The organism is Aridibaculum aurantiacum, assembly GCF_017355875.1.
Lineage (GTDB): Bacteria > Bacteroidota > Bacteroidia > Chitinophagales > Chitinophagaceae > Segetibacter > Segetibacter aurantiacus.
This window is the reverse complement of record NZ_JAFEWC010000001.1, coordinates 193674-209880: the sequence shown is the minus strand read 5'-3', so window position 1 is coordinate 209880 and position 16207 is coordinate 193674. Positions and strand designations below refer to the sequence as shown.

General features: G+C 44.1%; 14 protein-coding genes. 2 read left to right on the top strand and 12 right to left on the bottom strand.

The features are described from left to right. Positions 1 to 20: 20 nt before the first annotated feature. The 9 genes from J4N22_RS00805 to J4N22_RS00765 form a co-directional block, all read right to left on the bottom strand. A complete protein-coding gene (locus tag J4N22_RS00805) occupies positions 21 to 1868 on the bottom strand; it encodes an amidophosphoribosyltransferase (protein WP_207491713.1) in 1848 nt (615 codons plus the stop codon). A gap of 115 nt (positions 1869 to 1983) precedes the next feature. Further along, the gene (locus tag J4N22_RS00800) at positions 1984 to 2544 is read right to left on the bottom strand and encodes an NADPH-dependent FMN reductase (protein WP_207491711.1); all 561 of its coding nucleotides are present in this window, start codon (positions 2542 to 2544) and stop codon (positions 1984 to 1986) included. A 363-nt stretch (positions 2545 to 2907) separates the two neighbouring features. After that, positions 2908 to 3432, bottom strand: coding sequence for a YceI family protein (locus J4N22_RS00795; RefSeq protein WP_207491709.1), 525 nt, complete (start codon positions 3430 to 3432; stop codon positions 2908 to 2910). Between the two features lie 29 nt (positions 3433 to 3461). After that, entirely contained in the window at positions 3462 to 4175 is a 714-nt protein-coding gene (locus J4N22_RS00790) for a pirin family protein (protein ID WP_207491707.1), read from the bottom strand. A 49-nt stretch (positions 4176 to 4224) separates the two neighbouring features. Further along, positions 4225 to 4677, bottom strand: a complete 453-nt coding sequence (locus tag J4N22_RS00785; RefSeq protein WP_207491705.1) for a MarR family transcriptional regulator — start codon at positions 4675 to 4677, stop codon at positions 4225 to 4227. A gap of 112 nt (positions 4678 to 4789) precedes the next feature. Beyond that, on the bottom strand, positions 4790 to 6157 hold the full coding sequence (locus J4N22_RS00780; protein ID WP_207491703.1) for a peptidylprolyl isomerase: 1368 nt from the start codon (positions 6155 to 6157) through the stop codon (positions 4790 to 4792). Between the two features lie 166 nt (positions 6158 to 6323). Beyond that, positions 6324 to 9443 (bottom strand): translation initiation factor IF-2, encoded by a 3120-nt coding sequence (gene infB, locus J4N22_RS00775; RefSeq protein WP_207491701.1) that lies wholly within the window; start codon positions 9441 to 9443, stop codon positions 6324 to 6326. A 425-nt stretch (positions 9444 to 9868) separates the two neighbouring features. After that, the gene (gene nusA / locus J4N22_RS00770; protein WP_207491700.1) at positions 9869 to 11116 is read right to left on the bottom strand and encodes a transcription termination factor NusA; all 1248 of its coding nucleotides are present in this window, start codon (positions 11114 to 11116) and stop codon (positions 9869 to 9871) included. Positions 11117 to 11191: 75 nt separating this feature from the next. After that, on the bottom strand, positions 11192 to 11662 hold the full coding sequence (locus tag J4N22_RS00765) for a ribosome maturation factor RimP (RefSeq protein ID WP_207491699.1): 471 nt from the start codon (positions 11660 to 11662) through the stop codon (positions 11192 to 11194). 207 nt (positions 11663 to 11869) lie between these two features. On the opposite strand from J4N22_RS00765, the gene J4N22_RS00760 reads away from it, so the two are divergent. Beyond that, positions 11870 to 12124: a DUF4834 family protein gene (locus J4N22_RS00760; protein WP_207491698.1), complete on the top strand. Its 255-nt coding sequence runs from the start codon at positions 11870 to 11872 to the stop codon at positions 12122 to 12124. A gap of 5 nt (positions 12125 to 12129) precedes the next feature. Here the strand turns inward: J4N22_RS00760 and J4N22_RS00755 are convergent, their stop codons facing one another. The 3 genes from J4N22_RS00755 to J4N22_RS00745 are packed head-to-tail and all read right to left on the bottom strand — an operon-like array spanning position 12130 to position 15030. After that, positions 12130 to 12924, bottom strand: a complete 795-nt coding sequence (locus J4N22_RS00755) for a polysaccharide deacetylase family protein (RefSeq protein WP_207491697.1) — start codon at positions 12922 to 12924, stop codon at positions 12130 to 12132. Continuing rightward, on the bottom strand, positions 12911 to 13846 hold the full coding sequence (locus J4N22_RS00750) for a glycosyltransferase family 2 protein (protein WP_207491696.1): 936 nt from the start codon (positions 13844 to 13846) through the stop codon (positions 12911 to 12913). The genes J4N22_RS00755 and J4N22_RS00750 overlap by 14 nt, the downstream gene beginning before the upstream one ends. Beyond that, complete coding sequence (locus J4N22_RS00745) at positions 13843 to 15030, bottom strand: glycosyltransferase family 87 protein (protein WP_207491695.1); 1188 nt, start codon at positions 15028 to 15030, stop codon at positions 13843 to 13845. Before J4N22_RS00745 ends, J4N22_RS00750 begins: the two co-directional genes overlap by 4 nt. A gap of 100 nt (positions 15031 to 15130) precedes the next feature. Here J4N22_RS00745 and J4N22_RS00740 point away from each other — a divergent pair, with 100 nt between their 5' ends. Beyond that, positions 15131 to 16105, top strand: coding sequence for a deoxyhypusine synthase family protein (locus tag J4N22_RS00740; RefSeq protein ID WP_207491694.1), 975 nt, complete (start codon positions 15131 to 15133; stop codon positions 16103 to 16105). Positions 16106 to 16207: the final 102 nt, after the last annotated feature.

Below are 16207 nucleotides of genomic sequence, written 5' to 3'. Positions count from 1 at the left end.
CCGCTTTGAAGAAATTTTGATTAATAGCCTCTCTGGTTCTTTCCTTCCATATAGTTGATGAAAGCTTTATTCACTACTCGGTTTCCACCCGGGGTAGGATAATTACCTGTAAAATACCAGTCGCCGGTATTGGTAGGACAGCTGTCATGCAGGTCTTCAATGGTTTGGTAAATGACTTCAACAGGAAAATCAATATCCGCAGGGGTAATCAGTTGAGCGATCTTATTAGAGATCTCTTCGGTAGTAAATGGTTTGTATACCTGCCTCACTATATTCTCTGTATGCAGTTCATCCGCCTGGTTAAGCGACATACACTTTTCATAAAGCTCGTCAAGCAGTGTTTCCATTCCCCTCTCTTTTATAAGAGCGATAGCTGCTCTAAAGGCAATGAAATCACCCAACTTGCTCATGTCAATACCATAGCAATCGGGGTAGCGTATCTGTGGCGCCGAAGAAACAATGATGATCTTCTTAGGGTACAGCCTTGATAGCATTCTTACAATACTTTCCTTTAGCGTTGTTCCCCTTACAATTGAATCATCTATTACCACCAGGGTATCTTCACCTTTCCGCACCGTACCATAAGTAATATCGTACACGTGCTGTACCATCTCGTTTCTGCTGGTGTCTTCGGTAATGAAGGTGCGAAGCTTCACATCCTTTATCGCAATCTTTTCCTGCCTAATCTTCCTGTTCACCATTTCGCTCAGCTTCTCATCCGTGATGTCGCTTCCCCAGCTCAATATTCGCTGCACCTTTATCTGGTTCAGGTAAGCTTCCATCCCTTTGCAAAGGCCTATGTAGGCGACTTCTGCGGTGTTGGGTATATAAGAAAAAATGGTGTTCTTCAGGTCGTAATTAATATTCTCCAGCACTGGCTTACTCAGGTGATAACCAAGTGCAATCCTTTCACGGTAGATCTTTTCATCGCTGCCACGGCTAAAATAGATCCGCTCAAAACTGCACGCTTTCCGCTCCACCTTATCCAGTATCTGTTCTATTGAATAACTGCCGTCGGCTTTTACCATCAATGCATTTCCCGGCATCAGTTCATGCACCTCGTTCTCACCTACATTGAAAGTGGTACGAATAGCAGCTCTTTCGCTGGCAGCTACTATCACTTCATCATTTATATAATAATAGCCCGGGCGAATACCATGTGCATCACGAAGAACAAAGCTGTCGCCGCTGCCTATTAAGCCACCAATGGTATATCCTCCATCAAATTTAGATGCTGCCTGCCTCAGAACATTTGCCAGGTCCAGGTCTTGCTGGTCTGCCTCATCTTCTTTTACTAAGAAATGATGAATAACCTCCATCATAGCAGCCAGGTCACTCTGCTTTTGAAAAACGCCTGGTTCCATCCCGATGAATGAAAACAGCTCGTCAGTATTCACCAGGTTGAAATTGCCCGCAAGCGCCAAGTTTTGCGCAGGTATAGTATTACGTTTTATGAAAGGATGGCAAAACTCTACATCGTTCCTGCCTTGTGTGCCATAGCGAAGGTGTCCTAAAAGCAATTCGCCCAGGAACGGCAGGTGCCCTTTCATTAAACCAGGATGTTTCTTTATCTCCGGCTGGTATTTCTCTAGCTCGCTCACTTCTTTACCAATGGTAGAAAAAAGATCGGCAATAGCCTGGGGCGCACTGCTGCGCAACCGGTGAATGAACGGGTAACCAGGCTCTACGTTCAGTTTTACTGCAGCCATACCGGCGCCATCCTGGCCACGGTTGTGCTGCTTTTCCATCAGCAGGTACAGCTTATTCAGGCCATACAATACTGACCCATATTGTTGCAGGTAATAAGAGAAAGGCTTTCTTAAACGAATGAATGCAAGGCCGCACTCATGTTTTATTTCATCGCTCATGTAGGAGGTATAAAAAAGGAGGTGCGAAGGTAAGAAAGAGAAATTTGCGGAAACGCATTTTGTGATTTTCCTGCGTTACCAGCTTAATGCAAGGTAACACCAGGCGTGTGTTAGTTTAAGCATTTTCCACTCCTGGCGCCAGGCGCTCTGCTAGCCACAAGAATTCTTTTATAAAAGTGTCAATTGCCTTTTGAAAAGAAGCATCTAGTAAAACGCCGTCAGTAGAAAACTTTTTATCAACCTGCGGCGTCACCAGCATGTACGGGCTTGGAATGCCAAAAAGAGCACAGATGAATAGTTGCAACTGCATGGCAGCGCGTATGCCACCTAATCCACCCGGTGAAGCTGTTACTATACCAAAAGGTTTATGGTTCTGTTTTGGAAAATGGTCAAACAGGTTTTTCATAGCAGCAGTATAGCTGCCATTGTATTCAGGAGAAACGATGATGAATGCATCGGCGGCAAACATACGCTCGGCCAGCGGACGGTATAAATCAGGCGTAGCAGAGACGGAAGTATAGACTTCTTCCTGCATTGGCATCAGGCTGTACTGCCGAACATCTATGATGTTCACGTTATGTGCTGTAGTCTGGCGAAGGTGGTTCTGCAAGTAAAGAGCTAACCTATATGTCATACTCTCCTGTCGTGGACTTCCTGATACGATTGCTATGTTCATCTTTTTTATTTCTACGTCAAAGTTCTATTTATAAAATGAATGGCACTTAGGATAATGCACTTCATCTATATGTGCGGATAGAACAAAAATAAATCCGACTTGTTCAACTGCTTGAAAATTGTACACCAGCTACAGTTTCCGTCACCACTTCTGATTGAATTGGAAAGATTGTAAAACTGCATGTGGGTGAAGATCTACCTCCACCCACATTTACAGTTGTCGTTGTTGCCAAAGAAGGAGAAGTTTGGGTTCATGTGGAGTATCCCAATGATTAACCACCTTAACTAATCCTATTCAACCCGGCAAAACGAGCATGATTGCTTGCATACAATATTTTAAAAAGACAGTTGCAGGATTAACCTGTTACTGCTTTACCATTTCTACATTCAGTTGCAGCTTCACGTCGTCGGCTACCACCAGGCCGCCAGCTTCAGTTACTGCACTCCATTTCAACCCATATTCTTTACGGTTGATCTTACCGTTTACTTCAAAACCCATTCTTTCCATACCCCATGGATCAGTTACTTTACCATTGTACTCTACATTTAGCACTACAGGTTTAGTGATATCCCGCACTGTCAGGTCACCAGTCATTTTGAATTCATTGTCTCCAGATCTTTCAATCTTAGTAGACGTGAAGGTTAATTTTGGAAACTGCTCAGCATTGAAGAAGTCATCACTTTTCAAGTGCGCATCACGCTGTTCGTTTTTAGTGTCAATGCTGGTTACATCTGCTTCAAAATAAACCTTAGCATTTTCCAGGTTTTCTTCATCCACTTCTAATGATGCATCAAATTTTTTGAAAATACCTGTTGCGGTTGCAATCATAAGGTGCTTTACCTTAAAGCTGATGTCTGAATGGTCTGCGTCAATTTTGTAAGTTGCCATGTGTTGTAGATTATTATTGAAATGAATATTTAAATGAGTTGCATTGGAACATCTATCAGGAGGATCTCGGCATTTGTAGCTGCTTCAATGTTTAGTTTATCTGTATCCCAGATGCCTAAAGCATCCCTTTTATAGAGTGACTGCCCATTGATGGTTACATTGCCTTCAATGACAAAAGCGTAGACACCATTACCTTCTTTCTTTATGGTATAATCTGCCTGGTGTCCGCTGGTAAAATTGCCCAGGCTAAACCATGCATCCTGGTTTATCCACGCTGCACTTTCATCGTCGGGCGCCACTACAGTTTGAAGTTTATTCTCCCTGTTCGCAGGATCAAAAGTTTTCTGATCGTATCGCGGTTGGATATTTCGTTTTTTTGGAATGACCCAAATTTGTAGAAAGTTGGTCTCCTTGTCTTTGAAGTGATTGTACTCAGAATGTTTGATGCCGCTACCAGCGCTCATAATCTGCACATCATTCTGGTTGATGACTGCATTAGTGCCGGTGCTATCCTGGTGCTGTAGAGCACCATATATAGGTATAGAAACAATCTCCATATTATCATGCGGATGGGTTCCAAAGCCTGTTCCGCCTTCTATGATGTCATCATTCAGCACGCGTAGCACACCAAAATTCATCTTCTCCGGCTCGTAGTACTGCCCGAAGCTGAATGAGTGATGACTGTCTAGCCACCCAAAATTCACATGACCTCTACGGTCGGCTGCATGATAGATCGTTTTCATAATCTTGTTTATTTAAATGTATATACATCCATTAGTTCAAAAAAAATTATTATGTTTTTCTAAAATTGTCCAGCAACTGGTTTAATTGGTTCGCATCCGCTTCAGGTATATCAACAGAATTTTCAAGTATGGCATCAATTCGTTGAGTAGCCAAAGCCAAAATATTTATGCCAGCATCCGTAAGTGTTATTACCGTTTCGCGCTTATCTACTGCAGAAGTAGAACGCTTTACCAACTTCTTGATTTCTAGCCTGTCAATGATCCTGGGAACATTGGAATTAGGTTCGATCATTCTTCCCCCGATATCACGAATACACATTTTCTCCGGGTGCTTACCCTTCAAAATCCGCAGCACGTTGTACTGCTCATGCGTTAGGGCAAAGGCTTTCAATTCTTTGCTTAACAGGTTTTTTAACCACCAAGCTGTATAAAGAATATTCAAACCCGCCTTCTGCTTTTGAGAAGAGAAATTAGTTGATTTTATGGCTTCTTCCAGTTTCACAACACAAATATATGTACATACATGCAATTATCAATGTTAATAATTATGAAGTTTTTTTTTAAAAAAAACCCGCACCATCTAATAGTGCGGGTCCATTACCTGTATCAATATTTTATTTTGTAACTACGGCGTGATCTACCCATTCTTTCACTGCTTCGCATGCAGCAAATTCACGATCGATGGCTATATAATAATTTGGTATGTGGCTACGAAACCACTTTTCCAGCACATCCTGGCGCTTTTCATCCAGTGCACGTGCAGCTATTTTGCTATAATCATCTTTCAGATTTTCGCGGTGTGGCTCCGAACGGCTCTGAAGGTGGATTATTCTTACACCTTTACGATTTCTTTCATCAGAAAACGGCAATGGCTGCGAATACTCGTTCACTTTCATATTCTTCAAGGCAAGCACCATGTCTTTGTCAAGCTGATCGATAGTTACATAAGTAGAACCATCTCTTGCCTGCTTTCTACCACCGCTGTACTTACTGCCTTCATCTTCGCTGTACTTGTTCACTGCTTCACCAAACGAAAGTGTTCCGGCAATCAATTTAGATCTTACAGTATCCAATTTAATAACGGCTTCCTGTATCTCTTCGTTGGTTACTGGAGGTATTCTAAGTATATGCCGAACAATTGCATCGTCACCGGCACGACTTACCATCTGCAAGATGTGCAAACCGAACTTTGTTTTAATAACTGGCGATACCTGTCCTTCCTTAAGTTTGAACGCAGCAGCTAAGAAGGTAGGATCCCAATATTGTTTGTCGTTACGGTTCAGGCTGTACTGGCCACCATTTTCTTTACTGCCTGGATCTTCAGAATAAAGTTTAGCAAGCTGCTCAAATTTCTTTTGTCCTGTTTCAACCTGGCGCTTCCATTCGTTCAACTCGCGGCTAACATAGCTTTCTATATCACGATTGGCCTTAGGATAAAGAACGATCTCGCTTACTTCCAACTCACTTTCGTAAAATGGCAGGCTATCTTTAGGAATAGATTCAAAATAAGCTCTTACTTCAGTAGGAGTAATCTTTACATTTTCAACGATCTTCTGGCGCATCTGGTCCGCCAGCTTACGCTCCCTGAAAGGTTCACGGAAATCTTCTTTCAATTGGTAAACTGTTTTACCGGCAATTTCTTCCAGAACCTCTTTAGAACCATATTGCATAACAAATCCACGAACCTGGTTGTCAAGCGCTGCTTCCAGCTCATCGGCACCTACAGTAAGTGAGTCTTTTTCAGCCTGCAGTACCAGCGCCTTTTGAATCAGCTGCGCTTCTACAAGCATGCATTCAGGATTGGGAGGCAAAGGCTGACCGCTGCGGTTCATATCCGCCACAGCATTGTACACATCAGATCGAAGAATAATCTTATCACCAACCTGGGCAACAATTTTATCAGCGACTACTTTTTTAGGTTGAGCAAAACCTGCGAGAGACAGAAGAACGCTGCAGGAAGCCAGTAAGAGTTTCATTTTCATATACATCAAATGCTGCCAAAAATAAGTTTTTGTAAATGGGCAGGTTGTTAAAGATAGGAGAAAGATACAGGTGAAGAACGTGTTCTAAATAAAGCCATTGTAGCGGCTATTCATTGAAAAAAGAGCTGCCTTTTGGGGCAGCTCTTTCTGTTTATGTTTAGGAAGATTACAAAGTACGTTTTACTTCTTCTTCTTCAAATGCTTCCACGATATCGCCTGGACGCAGGTCGTTGTAGTTCTTAATGGTCAAACCACACTCCATGTTGTTGGCTACCTCTTTTACATCGTCTTTGAAACGCTTCAGTGAACCCAGTTCAGCTGCAGCACCTTCACCTTTAGGATACTCAACAATACCATCACGTATCACACGAACCTTAGAGTTACGGAAGATCTTACCATCCAATACTAAACATCCGGCTACGGTTGCTTTGTCGAACTTGTAAACCTCTTTCACTTCTACGTTTGCAATGATCTTCTCCTGGATCTTCGGTTCAAGCATACCTTCCATCGCGCTCTTGATCTCATCAATAGCGGTGTAGATGATAGAGTAAAGCTTGATCTCAACGCCTTCGTTCTCTGCCACACGTGCTGCCTGGCTACTAGGACGAACGTTAAACCCGATAAGGATGGCATCAGATGCAGTTGCCAACAGTACATCACTTTCACTTATCTGTCCAACACCTTTGTGTACAACGCGAACAGCTATTTCTTCAGTAGAAAGCTTCTGCAATGAGTCACTTAATGCTTCTACCGAACCATCCACGTCACCTTTAATGATCAGGTTCAATTCCTTGAAGTTACCAAGCGCCAAACGACGACCGATCTCATCAAGGGTAATATGCTTCCTTGCACGCAGACCTTGCTCACGCAGTATCTGTGCACGTTTGGTTGCTATCTCTTTTGCTTCTGATTCATCCTGGTACACACGGAACTTCTCACCTGCTTGCGGAGCACCATTTAAACCAAGGATAAGTACTGGTGTAGATGGAGGTGCTTCTTGCAAGCGCTGGTTACGTTCGTTAAACATAGCCTTAACTTTACCATAGAATTGACCACTTACAACAATGTCTCCCTGGCGTAAAGTACCGTTTTGTACCAGTACAGTAGCTACATATCCGCGTCCTTTATCAAGGGTTGCTTCCACAATAGTACCGTTACCTTCCCTATTAGGATTAGCTTTCAGGTCAAGTAGTTCGGCTTCCAATAGGATCTTTTCCAAAAGCAGGTCTACGTTTAGACCGCTTTTAGCACTAAGCTCCTGGTTCTGGAATTTACCACCCCAATCTTCTACAAGGATGTTCATACCTGCCAGTTGCTCATAGATCTTCTGCGGGTTAGCGCCGTCTTTATCTATTTTGTTAACCGCAAATATCATCGGAACGTTTGCTGCCTGCGAGTGGCTGATGGCCTCTTTGGTTTGAGGCATTACAGCATCGTCAGCTGCAACTACGATGATGGAAATATCTGTAACCTTAGCACCACGGGCACGCATCGCTGTAAACGCTTCGTGACCAGGAGTATCAAGGAATGTTATCTTTTTACCTGATGTAGTAGCTACTTCGTATGCACCAATGTGCTGGGTAATACCACCTGCCTCACCGGCTACTACGTTTGCTTTACGTATATAGTCAAGCAATGATGTTTTACCGTGATCCACGTGACCCATAATAGTAACAATAGGGGCACGAGGTACCAGGTTAGATTCATCATCCACATCATCCTCTTCTTCCATTTCGGCCTGCGCCTCCATGTCTATAAATTCTACATCGTATCCAAATTCACTTGCTACCAATTCTATCACCTCAGCATCTAGACGCTGGTTGATAGAAACCATGATACCAAGGCTCATACACTTACCAATAACTTCCGCAAAACTTACGTCCATCAAGTTAGCTAATTCGCTCACACTGATGAATTCAGTTACCTGTAGCTTGTTATCATCACCAGCCTCCATTCCAGACTGATCATTCAGCCTGTCACTTTTAGCTTTACGGTATTTTGCTTTCAGGCTCTTTCCGCGACCACTTCCGCCAGCAAGCTTAGCTTGTGTTTCGCGTATTTTATCCTGGATTTCTTTTTGATCGATCTCTTTGTCTTCTCTGCGTTTATCAGTAGAGCGAGGTCCAAAACGATTACCACCTTGTGCAGGACCACCAGGACGGAAACCACCTCCCTGGCCTGGACCTCCGGGGCGATTACCACCTTGTCCGCCAGGACCACCGGGACGGAAACCTCCACCTTGTCCTGGTCCTTGTCCAGGTCTGTTGCCCTGGCCACCAGGACCACCTGGTCCGCCACCAGCGCGGTTGAAAACACCTTGCTGGTTTGGATCCCTTACAGGCGCTTCGCCACCTTTGCGGTCAACAGGAATGCGCTTACGCTTCCGCTTTTCCTGTGCTGAAGATGGACGTGTATCATTCTTAACCGGAAGCTCGATTTTTCCTAAGATCTTAGGACCTTCAAGCTTATCGGCTTTAATGTTTGTAATCACTGGACCAGTTTCAACAGAAGCTGCTGGTGCAACAGGCTGTGGCTGAGGCACAACAGGCGCTAAAGGCGCAGGTTGAGCTGGTGCTTCAGGCTTAGCTACTGGCTGTGGCGCAGGAGCTGGAGCTGGAGCTATATTTTCTGGTTTTGGAGCTTCAGTTTTCTTAGCACCCTTCTTAGGCCTTGTAGAAGAGTCTATAGCCGAGAGGTCAATCTTGGTAACCACTTTTGGTCCTTCCAATTCCGGCGCTTCAATTTTATGAGGTGCCTCCTCTTGTGGCGGTGTTACCGGCTCTTCTATTGGCGGTTGTGGTGCAGGCGCTGGAGCTGGAGTTGGCACCGGTTCTTCTACCGGTGGCGGAGTAGGCTTCTCTTCTTTGGGAGCCCCAACTTTTGCTTCTACAGGTGCTGGTTTTTCTACTTCTGGCTCAACTACCGGAGCTGGCGCAGGAGTAGGTGCTGGAGCTGGCGCTGGCGCCGGCTCAGGTGTAGGTGTGGCAGCAGGAGCAGCTGCTGCAGCTTGCTTTTTATAAAACCCTATATCCTCTTCGTCACGCTTCTTTCTACCTTCCTGGTTCATACCCTTTGGTATTTCTACCTGGTCGGCTTTGTTTTTAGCTACTTTATCACTTTGGAACTCACGCTGAAGAGATAAATACATATCCTCCGACAGCTTGGCTGTTGGTTTAAGGTCATCGCGACTGAAACCCTTGCCCACCAGGAAATCCATAAGGGTATCCTGGCCAATGTTGAATTCCTTGGCAGCGGCTAATAATCTCGGTAATTTAAGTTCTGACATTCAAAATTTTTATGTGTGCTCTGGCCACGTCTTCGGGGGCCCAAAAGTAATCCTATTTACCTCACCTCCACCTCACTTTCGTGCGCTTAAAGGTTAAGTACAGCTAATTTTAATCCTTTACAAGCCCCTGTTAATTTTATAAGGGCTTCTTGTTACAAATTTGATCAATCACCTGCATCCACCATTTTTCTCATACAAGACAACTTTGCAACAGCCGTACTTTATTCGGTTATTTATAATATGTAACCCAAACGAGCCTGGTAAGCTGTAAAAAGTTGAACGTCCGGCTTTGTGAGCGTAATTCCTACAGAAGCTGAGCAGCTTTTGTGAATGCCATCATCGGTAATGAAACAGATGGTGGTATTGATCATTTATAAGAGCTAAATAAGACTACGGTAGTTGAGCAACTACCGTAGTCATCTATGTTATTCCTTTTCAAATTCGTCGCTAAGTACCTTCCTTACTTCATTGATAGTCTCTTTTTCAAGATCGGTACGACGTTCTAATTCTTCTGCAGTAAGATCAAGAACACTGCGGGCAGTGTCGCAACCTATACGCTTCAGTTCATCTATCACCCATGGTTCAATCTCATCGCTGAATTCTTCCAGGTCAATATCAAATTCTTCTACTTCACCTTCATTATCACGGTAAACATCTATTTCAAAGCCGGTAAGTTCACAAGCCAACTTGATGTTAACACCGCGGCGGCCAATTGCCAGGCTCACCTGGTCAGGCTTCAGGTAAACACTTGCATGTTTAGTATCCTGGTCTATATCCATGCTGGTGATGCGGGCCGGAGTAAGCGATCTTTGGATCAGCAGGTTGATATTGTTGGTCCAGTTGATCACGTCAATGTTCTCGTTCTTCAACTCACGAACAATACCATGAATACGGCTACCTTTCATACCAACACAAGCTCCCACCGGATCAATCCTGTCATCAAAACTTTCTACCGCTACCTTTGCTCTTTCACCCGGGTCACGAACTATTTTTCGAACAACAATCAGGCCATCGAAAATCTCCGGAACCTCTATTTCAAGCAGCTTTGAAAGGAATTTTGAACTTGTACGGCTAAGGATAATAACCGGGTTGTTATTCTTAAGATCAACACGTTCTACTACAGCACGGATAGATTCCCCTTTCTTGAAAAAGTCACTAGGAATTTGTTCGCTCTTAGGCAGTATCAGTTCGTTTCCTTCCTCATCCAGTAACAAAACCTCTTTCTTCCAAACCTGGTAAACTTCAGCATTGATGATCTCTCCTATCCTGTCGCTATATTTTTTTACAAGCACATTCTTCTTGAGATCACTAATCCTGCTGGCAAGTGTTTGTTTGGCAGCCAAAATAGCACGACGGCCAAAATCCATGATATTCACCTCTTCGTAAAGTTCTTCACCTACTTCAAAGTCGGGTTCTATTTTCACTGCATCGCTGTAGGCTATTTCAGAAAGCGGGTCAAGTACTTCGCCATCTTCTACGATCATACGGCGACGAATAATCTCCAGGTCACCCTTTTCAGCGTTAACGATCACGTCAAAGTTTTCATCGCTGGTGTATTTTTTACGTAAGAGCGTTTTGAAAACATCCTCCACCACTTTCATCATCGTAGGGCGGTCTACGTTCTCAGCATCCTTAAATTCCTGGAATGCCTCAATCAGGTTTATACTTGCCATAGTATTTTGTTTAAAATTCTTGGTAACAATTGCTGGTTCTTCTTTTAGAAGGATGCTAGCAGCGGCTACCTGTTTTTAAAACTGGATTTGAATGATAGTTGATTTTATGTTGTCGAATGGTATAGGCTCCTGGTGGGTTTCAGCCTTCTTGCCTTTACCAGTTGTATATTCTATAGATATCTCTGTTTCCGTTACATCCAGCAACTTTCCTGTCTTTTGTGTGCCATCCAATAAAGTTACCTCTACAGTTCTTCCAATATTCTTCTTGTACTGGCGATGAAGTTTTAATGGTTCATCTATTCCAGGGCTAGAAACTTCTAAGGAGAAGTTGCCGTCGGGAAACATGCCACTTTCATCCAATATCCTGTAAAGCGCCCTGTTGTACCGAATACATTTATCAATGCTGATGCCTTCATCTGCATCCAGGTAGATCTTGATGTTATTGGTCGGTTTTACTTTAACCGAAACTAAAAAATCAGAAGGGTGCGCTGCAAGAAGCTCCTGCAAGTGTCCTTCCACTGTTTGTATGATAGTTTCTTTTTCCATTATAAATGAGAGAAGGGAACGGTGACCGTTCCCTTCAATTGTATCTTTTTCCGCTGCAAATGTAGGTGAAACTTTATATACTTTCCAAAAAGTTGTTGCAGCTATAGAAGCAAAAAGAAGAAATTTGCAGTTAAGTTTTTGTAAAAGAAAAAAATCTGCCGCATTCAACCAAGGCAAAAACTACGAGCATATTACCTTTGGCCACTTATGACTTTCATTTTCTGGGCAATAGCACTCTACCTTCTTTACCGTTTTATCTTCGGCTTTGTGATACCTGTTATCACTGCTTCACGCCAGGTACGCTCCAGGATGCAGCAAATGCAGGAGCAGATGAACCAGCAGTTTCAGCAACAGCAGCAACAGGATCAACAAGAGCAACCATATACCCGCTCTACGCCTCGTTCTACTGGTAAGGGTTCTTCGGCCGGAGGAGATTACATAGATTTTGAAGAAGTAAAATAGTATATCTACTGGTGGATTGCTCGACTATCGCTTCTTTTTAAATATTCATCTATAGTTGAGAAGTTGTGTCCCTGTAACTCCTGTATAAGTTTCTTCAGCCTTTCCTGCAGTGGTTTACCAGCATGCCGTTTTGTATATCCTGGAATTTTGTAATCGGACAGATCTACAAATTCCCATGGATGAAAATAAAGACAGACATAGCCGTCTTTTTTCAGCGTTTGTTTTACCCAAGAGATAAAAAGTGACAGCGGAAAATTTTTGAATGATAGCCAGAACAAAGGTATCCGAAGTACGGGTGTAACTGAAGCAGGCAAACGAGTCATCCCCTCTTCATTGTAAATTGTGCGGGGCAGGTGCCGGTTGTTGTAACGTCCCGGCACCCACGTTGGGTTGATGGATGAGTCGTACTGATAACCGGCTTGTTTCACGTCGGCCATGTCCACCGGGCGCATACGCGGCATGCGCAAACCTGAAACCTTCCTACCTGTTATTTCTTCCAGTTTCTGCTTTGAGAGCAGCAGGTCCTCCACCTTAAAATCTGAGTGATAGTAGGTATGGGAAGCGATCTCGTGGCGCGGGTGAAGCTGCTTCATATAGCCAGCATGCTCGGCTGCAAAATTCGCTGTAGTAAAAAGTGTGGCAGGCACAGCGGCTTTATCAATAATATCCATCACAACCTCGAAACCTTCCATACCTGTACGCATCTGTTGCTCCATGCTCACCTGCTGCCCGTACTCCAGCGGCATGTCAAACTCCTCCACATCGAAACTCAGCAGCACCGTTCCTTTAGCTTCTTTCATACAGGTTTGTCTCCTTTATTATGTACAATGGTCTGCCCTTTGACTGCATGAACAGCTTGCCGAGGTAGATGCCGATAATGCCGAGGATCGTTAGTTGAAGGCCGCCAAAAAAAGCAATAGTTACAATAACAGAAGCCCAGCCGCTGATGGTGCGGCCGAAATAGTAACTATACAACGCGTAAGGCAGGTACAGCAGCGACAGCAATGAAATAGCAAATCCTAAATAAGCGGCAGCATACAAAGGACGGATACTAAAGGAAGTGATCCCCTGCAGCGCAAAGCGCATCATCTTCTTTAGCGTGTATTTTGATTTGCCGCTGAAGCGCTCCTCCTGCTGGTAAGGTATGGATATCTGCTTAAATCCAACCCACTTTACCAGCCCGCGAAAAAAGAGGTCGTACTCATTTAACCGTTTTAGTTCGTTCAGTACGTTGCGACCAATGAGCCTGAAGTCCGGTGTTCCCTGCTCTACATCTATTTCCGAAAGCCAGTTTAGAATTTGGTAAAAAGTGCTCGACGATCTTTTCTTGAATGCAGACAGATCAGCACCTTCCTGTCGCACGGTATACACCACATCGAAGCCAGCCTCCCAGTGCTGCAGCATGGTTGGAATAAGTGAAGGCGGATGTTGCATGTCTGCATCCATAGAGATCACACAATCACCATCAGCCATATCCAGTCCAGCCTTTAAAGCATTCTGGTGACCAAAGTTCCTGCTGAACGAAATGTATTTCACACGTGGATCTTGCTGCGCTTTCTGCTTCACCACCTGTAGTGAATTATCCCTGCTGCCGTCATCCACCAGTATCACCTCGTAAGAATAAGCCGGTAATGCTGCAAAAACATTCTCAATAGAAGTCAGCAAGGCATCTATATTCCCTTCTTCATTATATAATGGAACAACCAGTACTACATGTTTCATGGCTCAGCTTTAGGGTTCGGTGATAGGAAGTTTTTGAAAGAAACATCTGCTATGAGCCACAACCATATTACCAGGCACGGCAATGCCTTTAGTGCATAAGCCCTGATAATATTGTCTCTTATAAAACGTGGAACAAGATCAGTGGGTGATAGAATGGTAAAGAGGAAGAGAAAGATCAACAAGCCATTAGCCCATTTTGGATATTCTTTATAATGCAGCACATACCATAATGCAGCACCTGAAACAGCTATAACGTATGTAGTAGATTCTGCAGATGAACTGAAGATAACTACCGATAGCAGTACAATGCCCAGGTACGACAGCCGGAAATTTTCAATAGCATACTTTTTAAAACGTAGAAGCGGGGCCAGTATCAGTACAGCAGCCGGCACCATGACAAACAAGTTACTAAAGTCACCATTGCGGCTCATCCGCCTGATCATTCCCATCACCGAAATATCCTGGTGACCACCATAGGCGTATCCGGCAGCATTCAGCTTATCCTTTTCTACTAGCCGCTCAAACCACTCCTTGTAACTATTGATGATATAAGATGGAGAAGAGATCAGCATCGGCAGGCAAAACAGCGCCACCATCCAGAAGGCGAATGACAAAACAAACCTGATCTTATGCCGCGAAAACACGAAGAACAGCAAAGCAGCTATCCCATAGATCTTCACCAGGAAACCTGCAGCTATGAACAGCGTTGCCCAAAATTCATTTTCCTCTTCTATCAGCACGTAGGCTAAAATGATCCATGCGGCCACCATCGGGTTGAACTGCACATTGTGAATGGCCGTCATCATTTCTATGGCAGTAATGCCAACAATGATCAACTGGTGCTTTGGAGGTATGTTTATTCTTCTAATGGCATAGTACAATACAGCCGCATTTGCCAAACACCAAAGGATGCAGCCCACCCAATCAGGCAGCACGGCAAACGGAGCTATAACAATACTAAACAGCGGACCGTAATGGTTCACGTCGGCATATTCAGCGTATGGCACATACAGGTGCTGCTCATCCAGCACATGCCAAAAAACATACTTGAAAATAATGTAGTTGTTGATGGAACCCTTAGCCACTTCTGCTATAGCTGCCGCCAGCGCAAGGGCAAACCATACAATCGCCACCACCGGCACCTTCCATTTGTAAACCGAGATTTCTTTGAATAATATTTTCATGCAGTGGCTTCAGCGGCTAAAGGTTGCAAACTTCTTAAAATACCAGCAATATAATTCCATACACATATAAAAGTTATTTTTGCCGCCCAAATCAAAGATCATGAATAAAGGACCTGTTTCTCAATTTATAGAACATAACTACCGGCACTTCAATGCTGCTGCATTGGTAGACGCTGCTAAAGGATATGAAACCCACCTGCTGGAAGGTGGTAAAATGATGATCACACTGGCAGGTGCTATGAGTACTGCTGAGCTGGGTATCTCTCTGGCAGAAATGATCCGCCAGGACAAAGTGCAGATCATCAGCTGTACCGGAGCCAACCTTGAAGAGGACATCATGAACCTGGTGGCTCATACCCACTACAAGCGTGTTCCTAATTATCGCGAGCTTACGCCTCAACAAGAGTGGGAACTGCTGGAGAACGGTTACAACCGCGTTACTGATACCTGCATTCCAGAAGAAGAAGCTTTCCGTCGCATCCAGCGCCATATCCACAAGATTTGGAAAGATGCAGAGGACAAAGGCGAACGTTACTTCCCGCACGAGTATATGTACAAGCTGCTGCTGAGCGGCGTAATGAAAGAGAACTACGAGATTCCTGAAGAGCATAGCTGGATGATAGCTGCTGCAGAAAAGAACCTGCCGATCGTAGTACCAGGATGGGAAGATAGCACCATGGGTAACATCTTCGCTTCGTATGTGTACAAGGGAGAGCTGAAAGCAACTACCATGAAGAGCGGCATCGAGTACATGGTTTGGCTGAGCGACTGGTACAAAGACAATAGCGCAGGTAAAGGCATTGGCTTCTTTCAAATAGGTGGTGGTATCGCCGGCGACTTCCCAATTTGCGTTGTGCCGATGCTTTACCAGGATTTGGAAATGCACGAGATACCGTTCTGGAGCTATTTCTGCCAGATCAGCGACAGCACCACATCTTATGGTTCTTACTCAGGCGCCGTTCCTAACGAAAAGATCACCTGGGGTAAACTTGATATCAACACACCAAAGTTCATTATAGAAAGTGATGCGACAATTGTAGCACCGTTGGTTTTCGCATACATACTAGGACTGTAACGAGAGATGGTGTAGCCAGCGGTAGTACTACTATTTAGCAGCCGTTGCGTCGCACACTTCTACTGTATAAAAACACTGAACCCTCAAGCGGAGGGTTCTTTA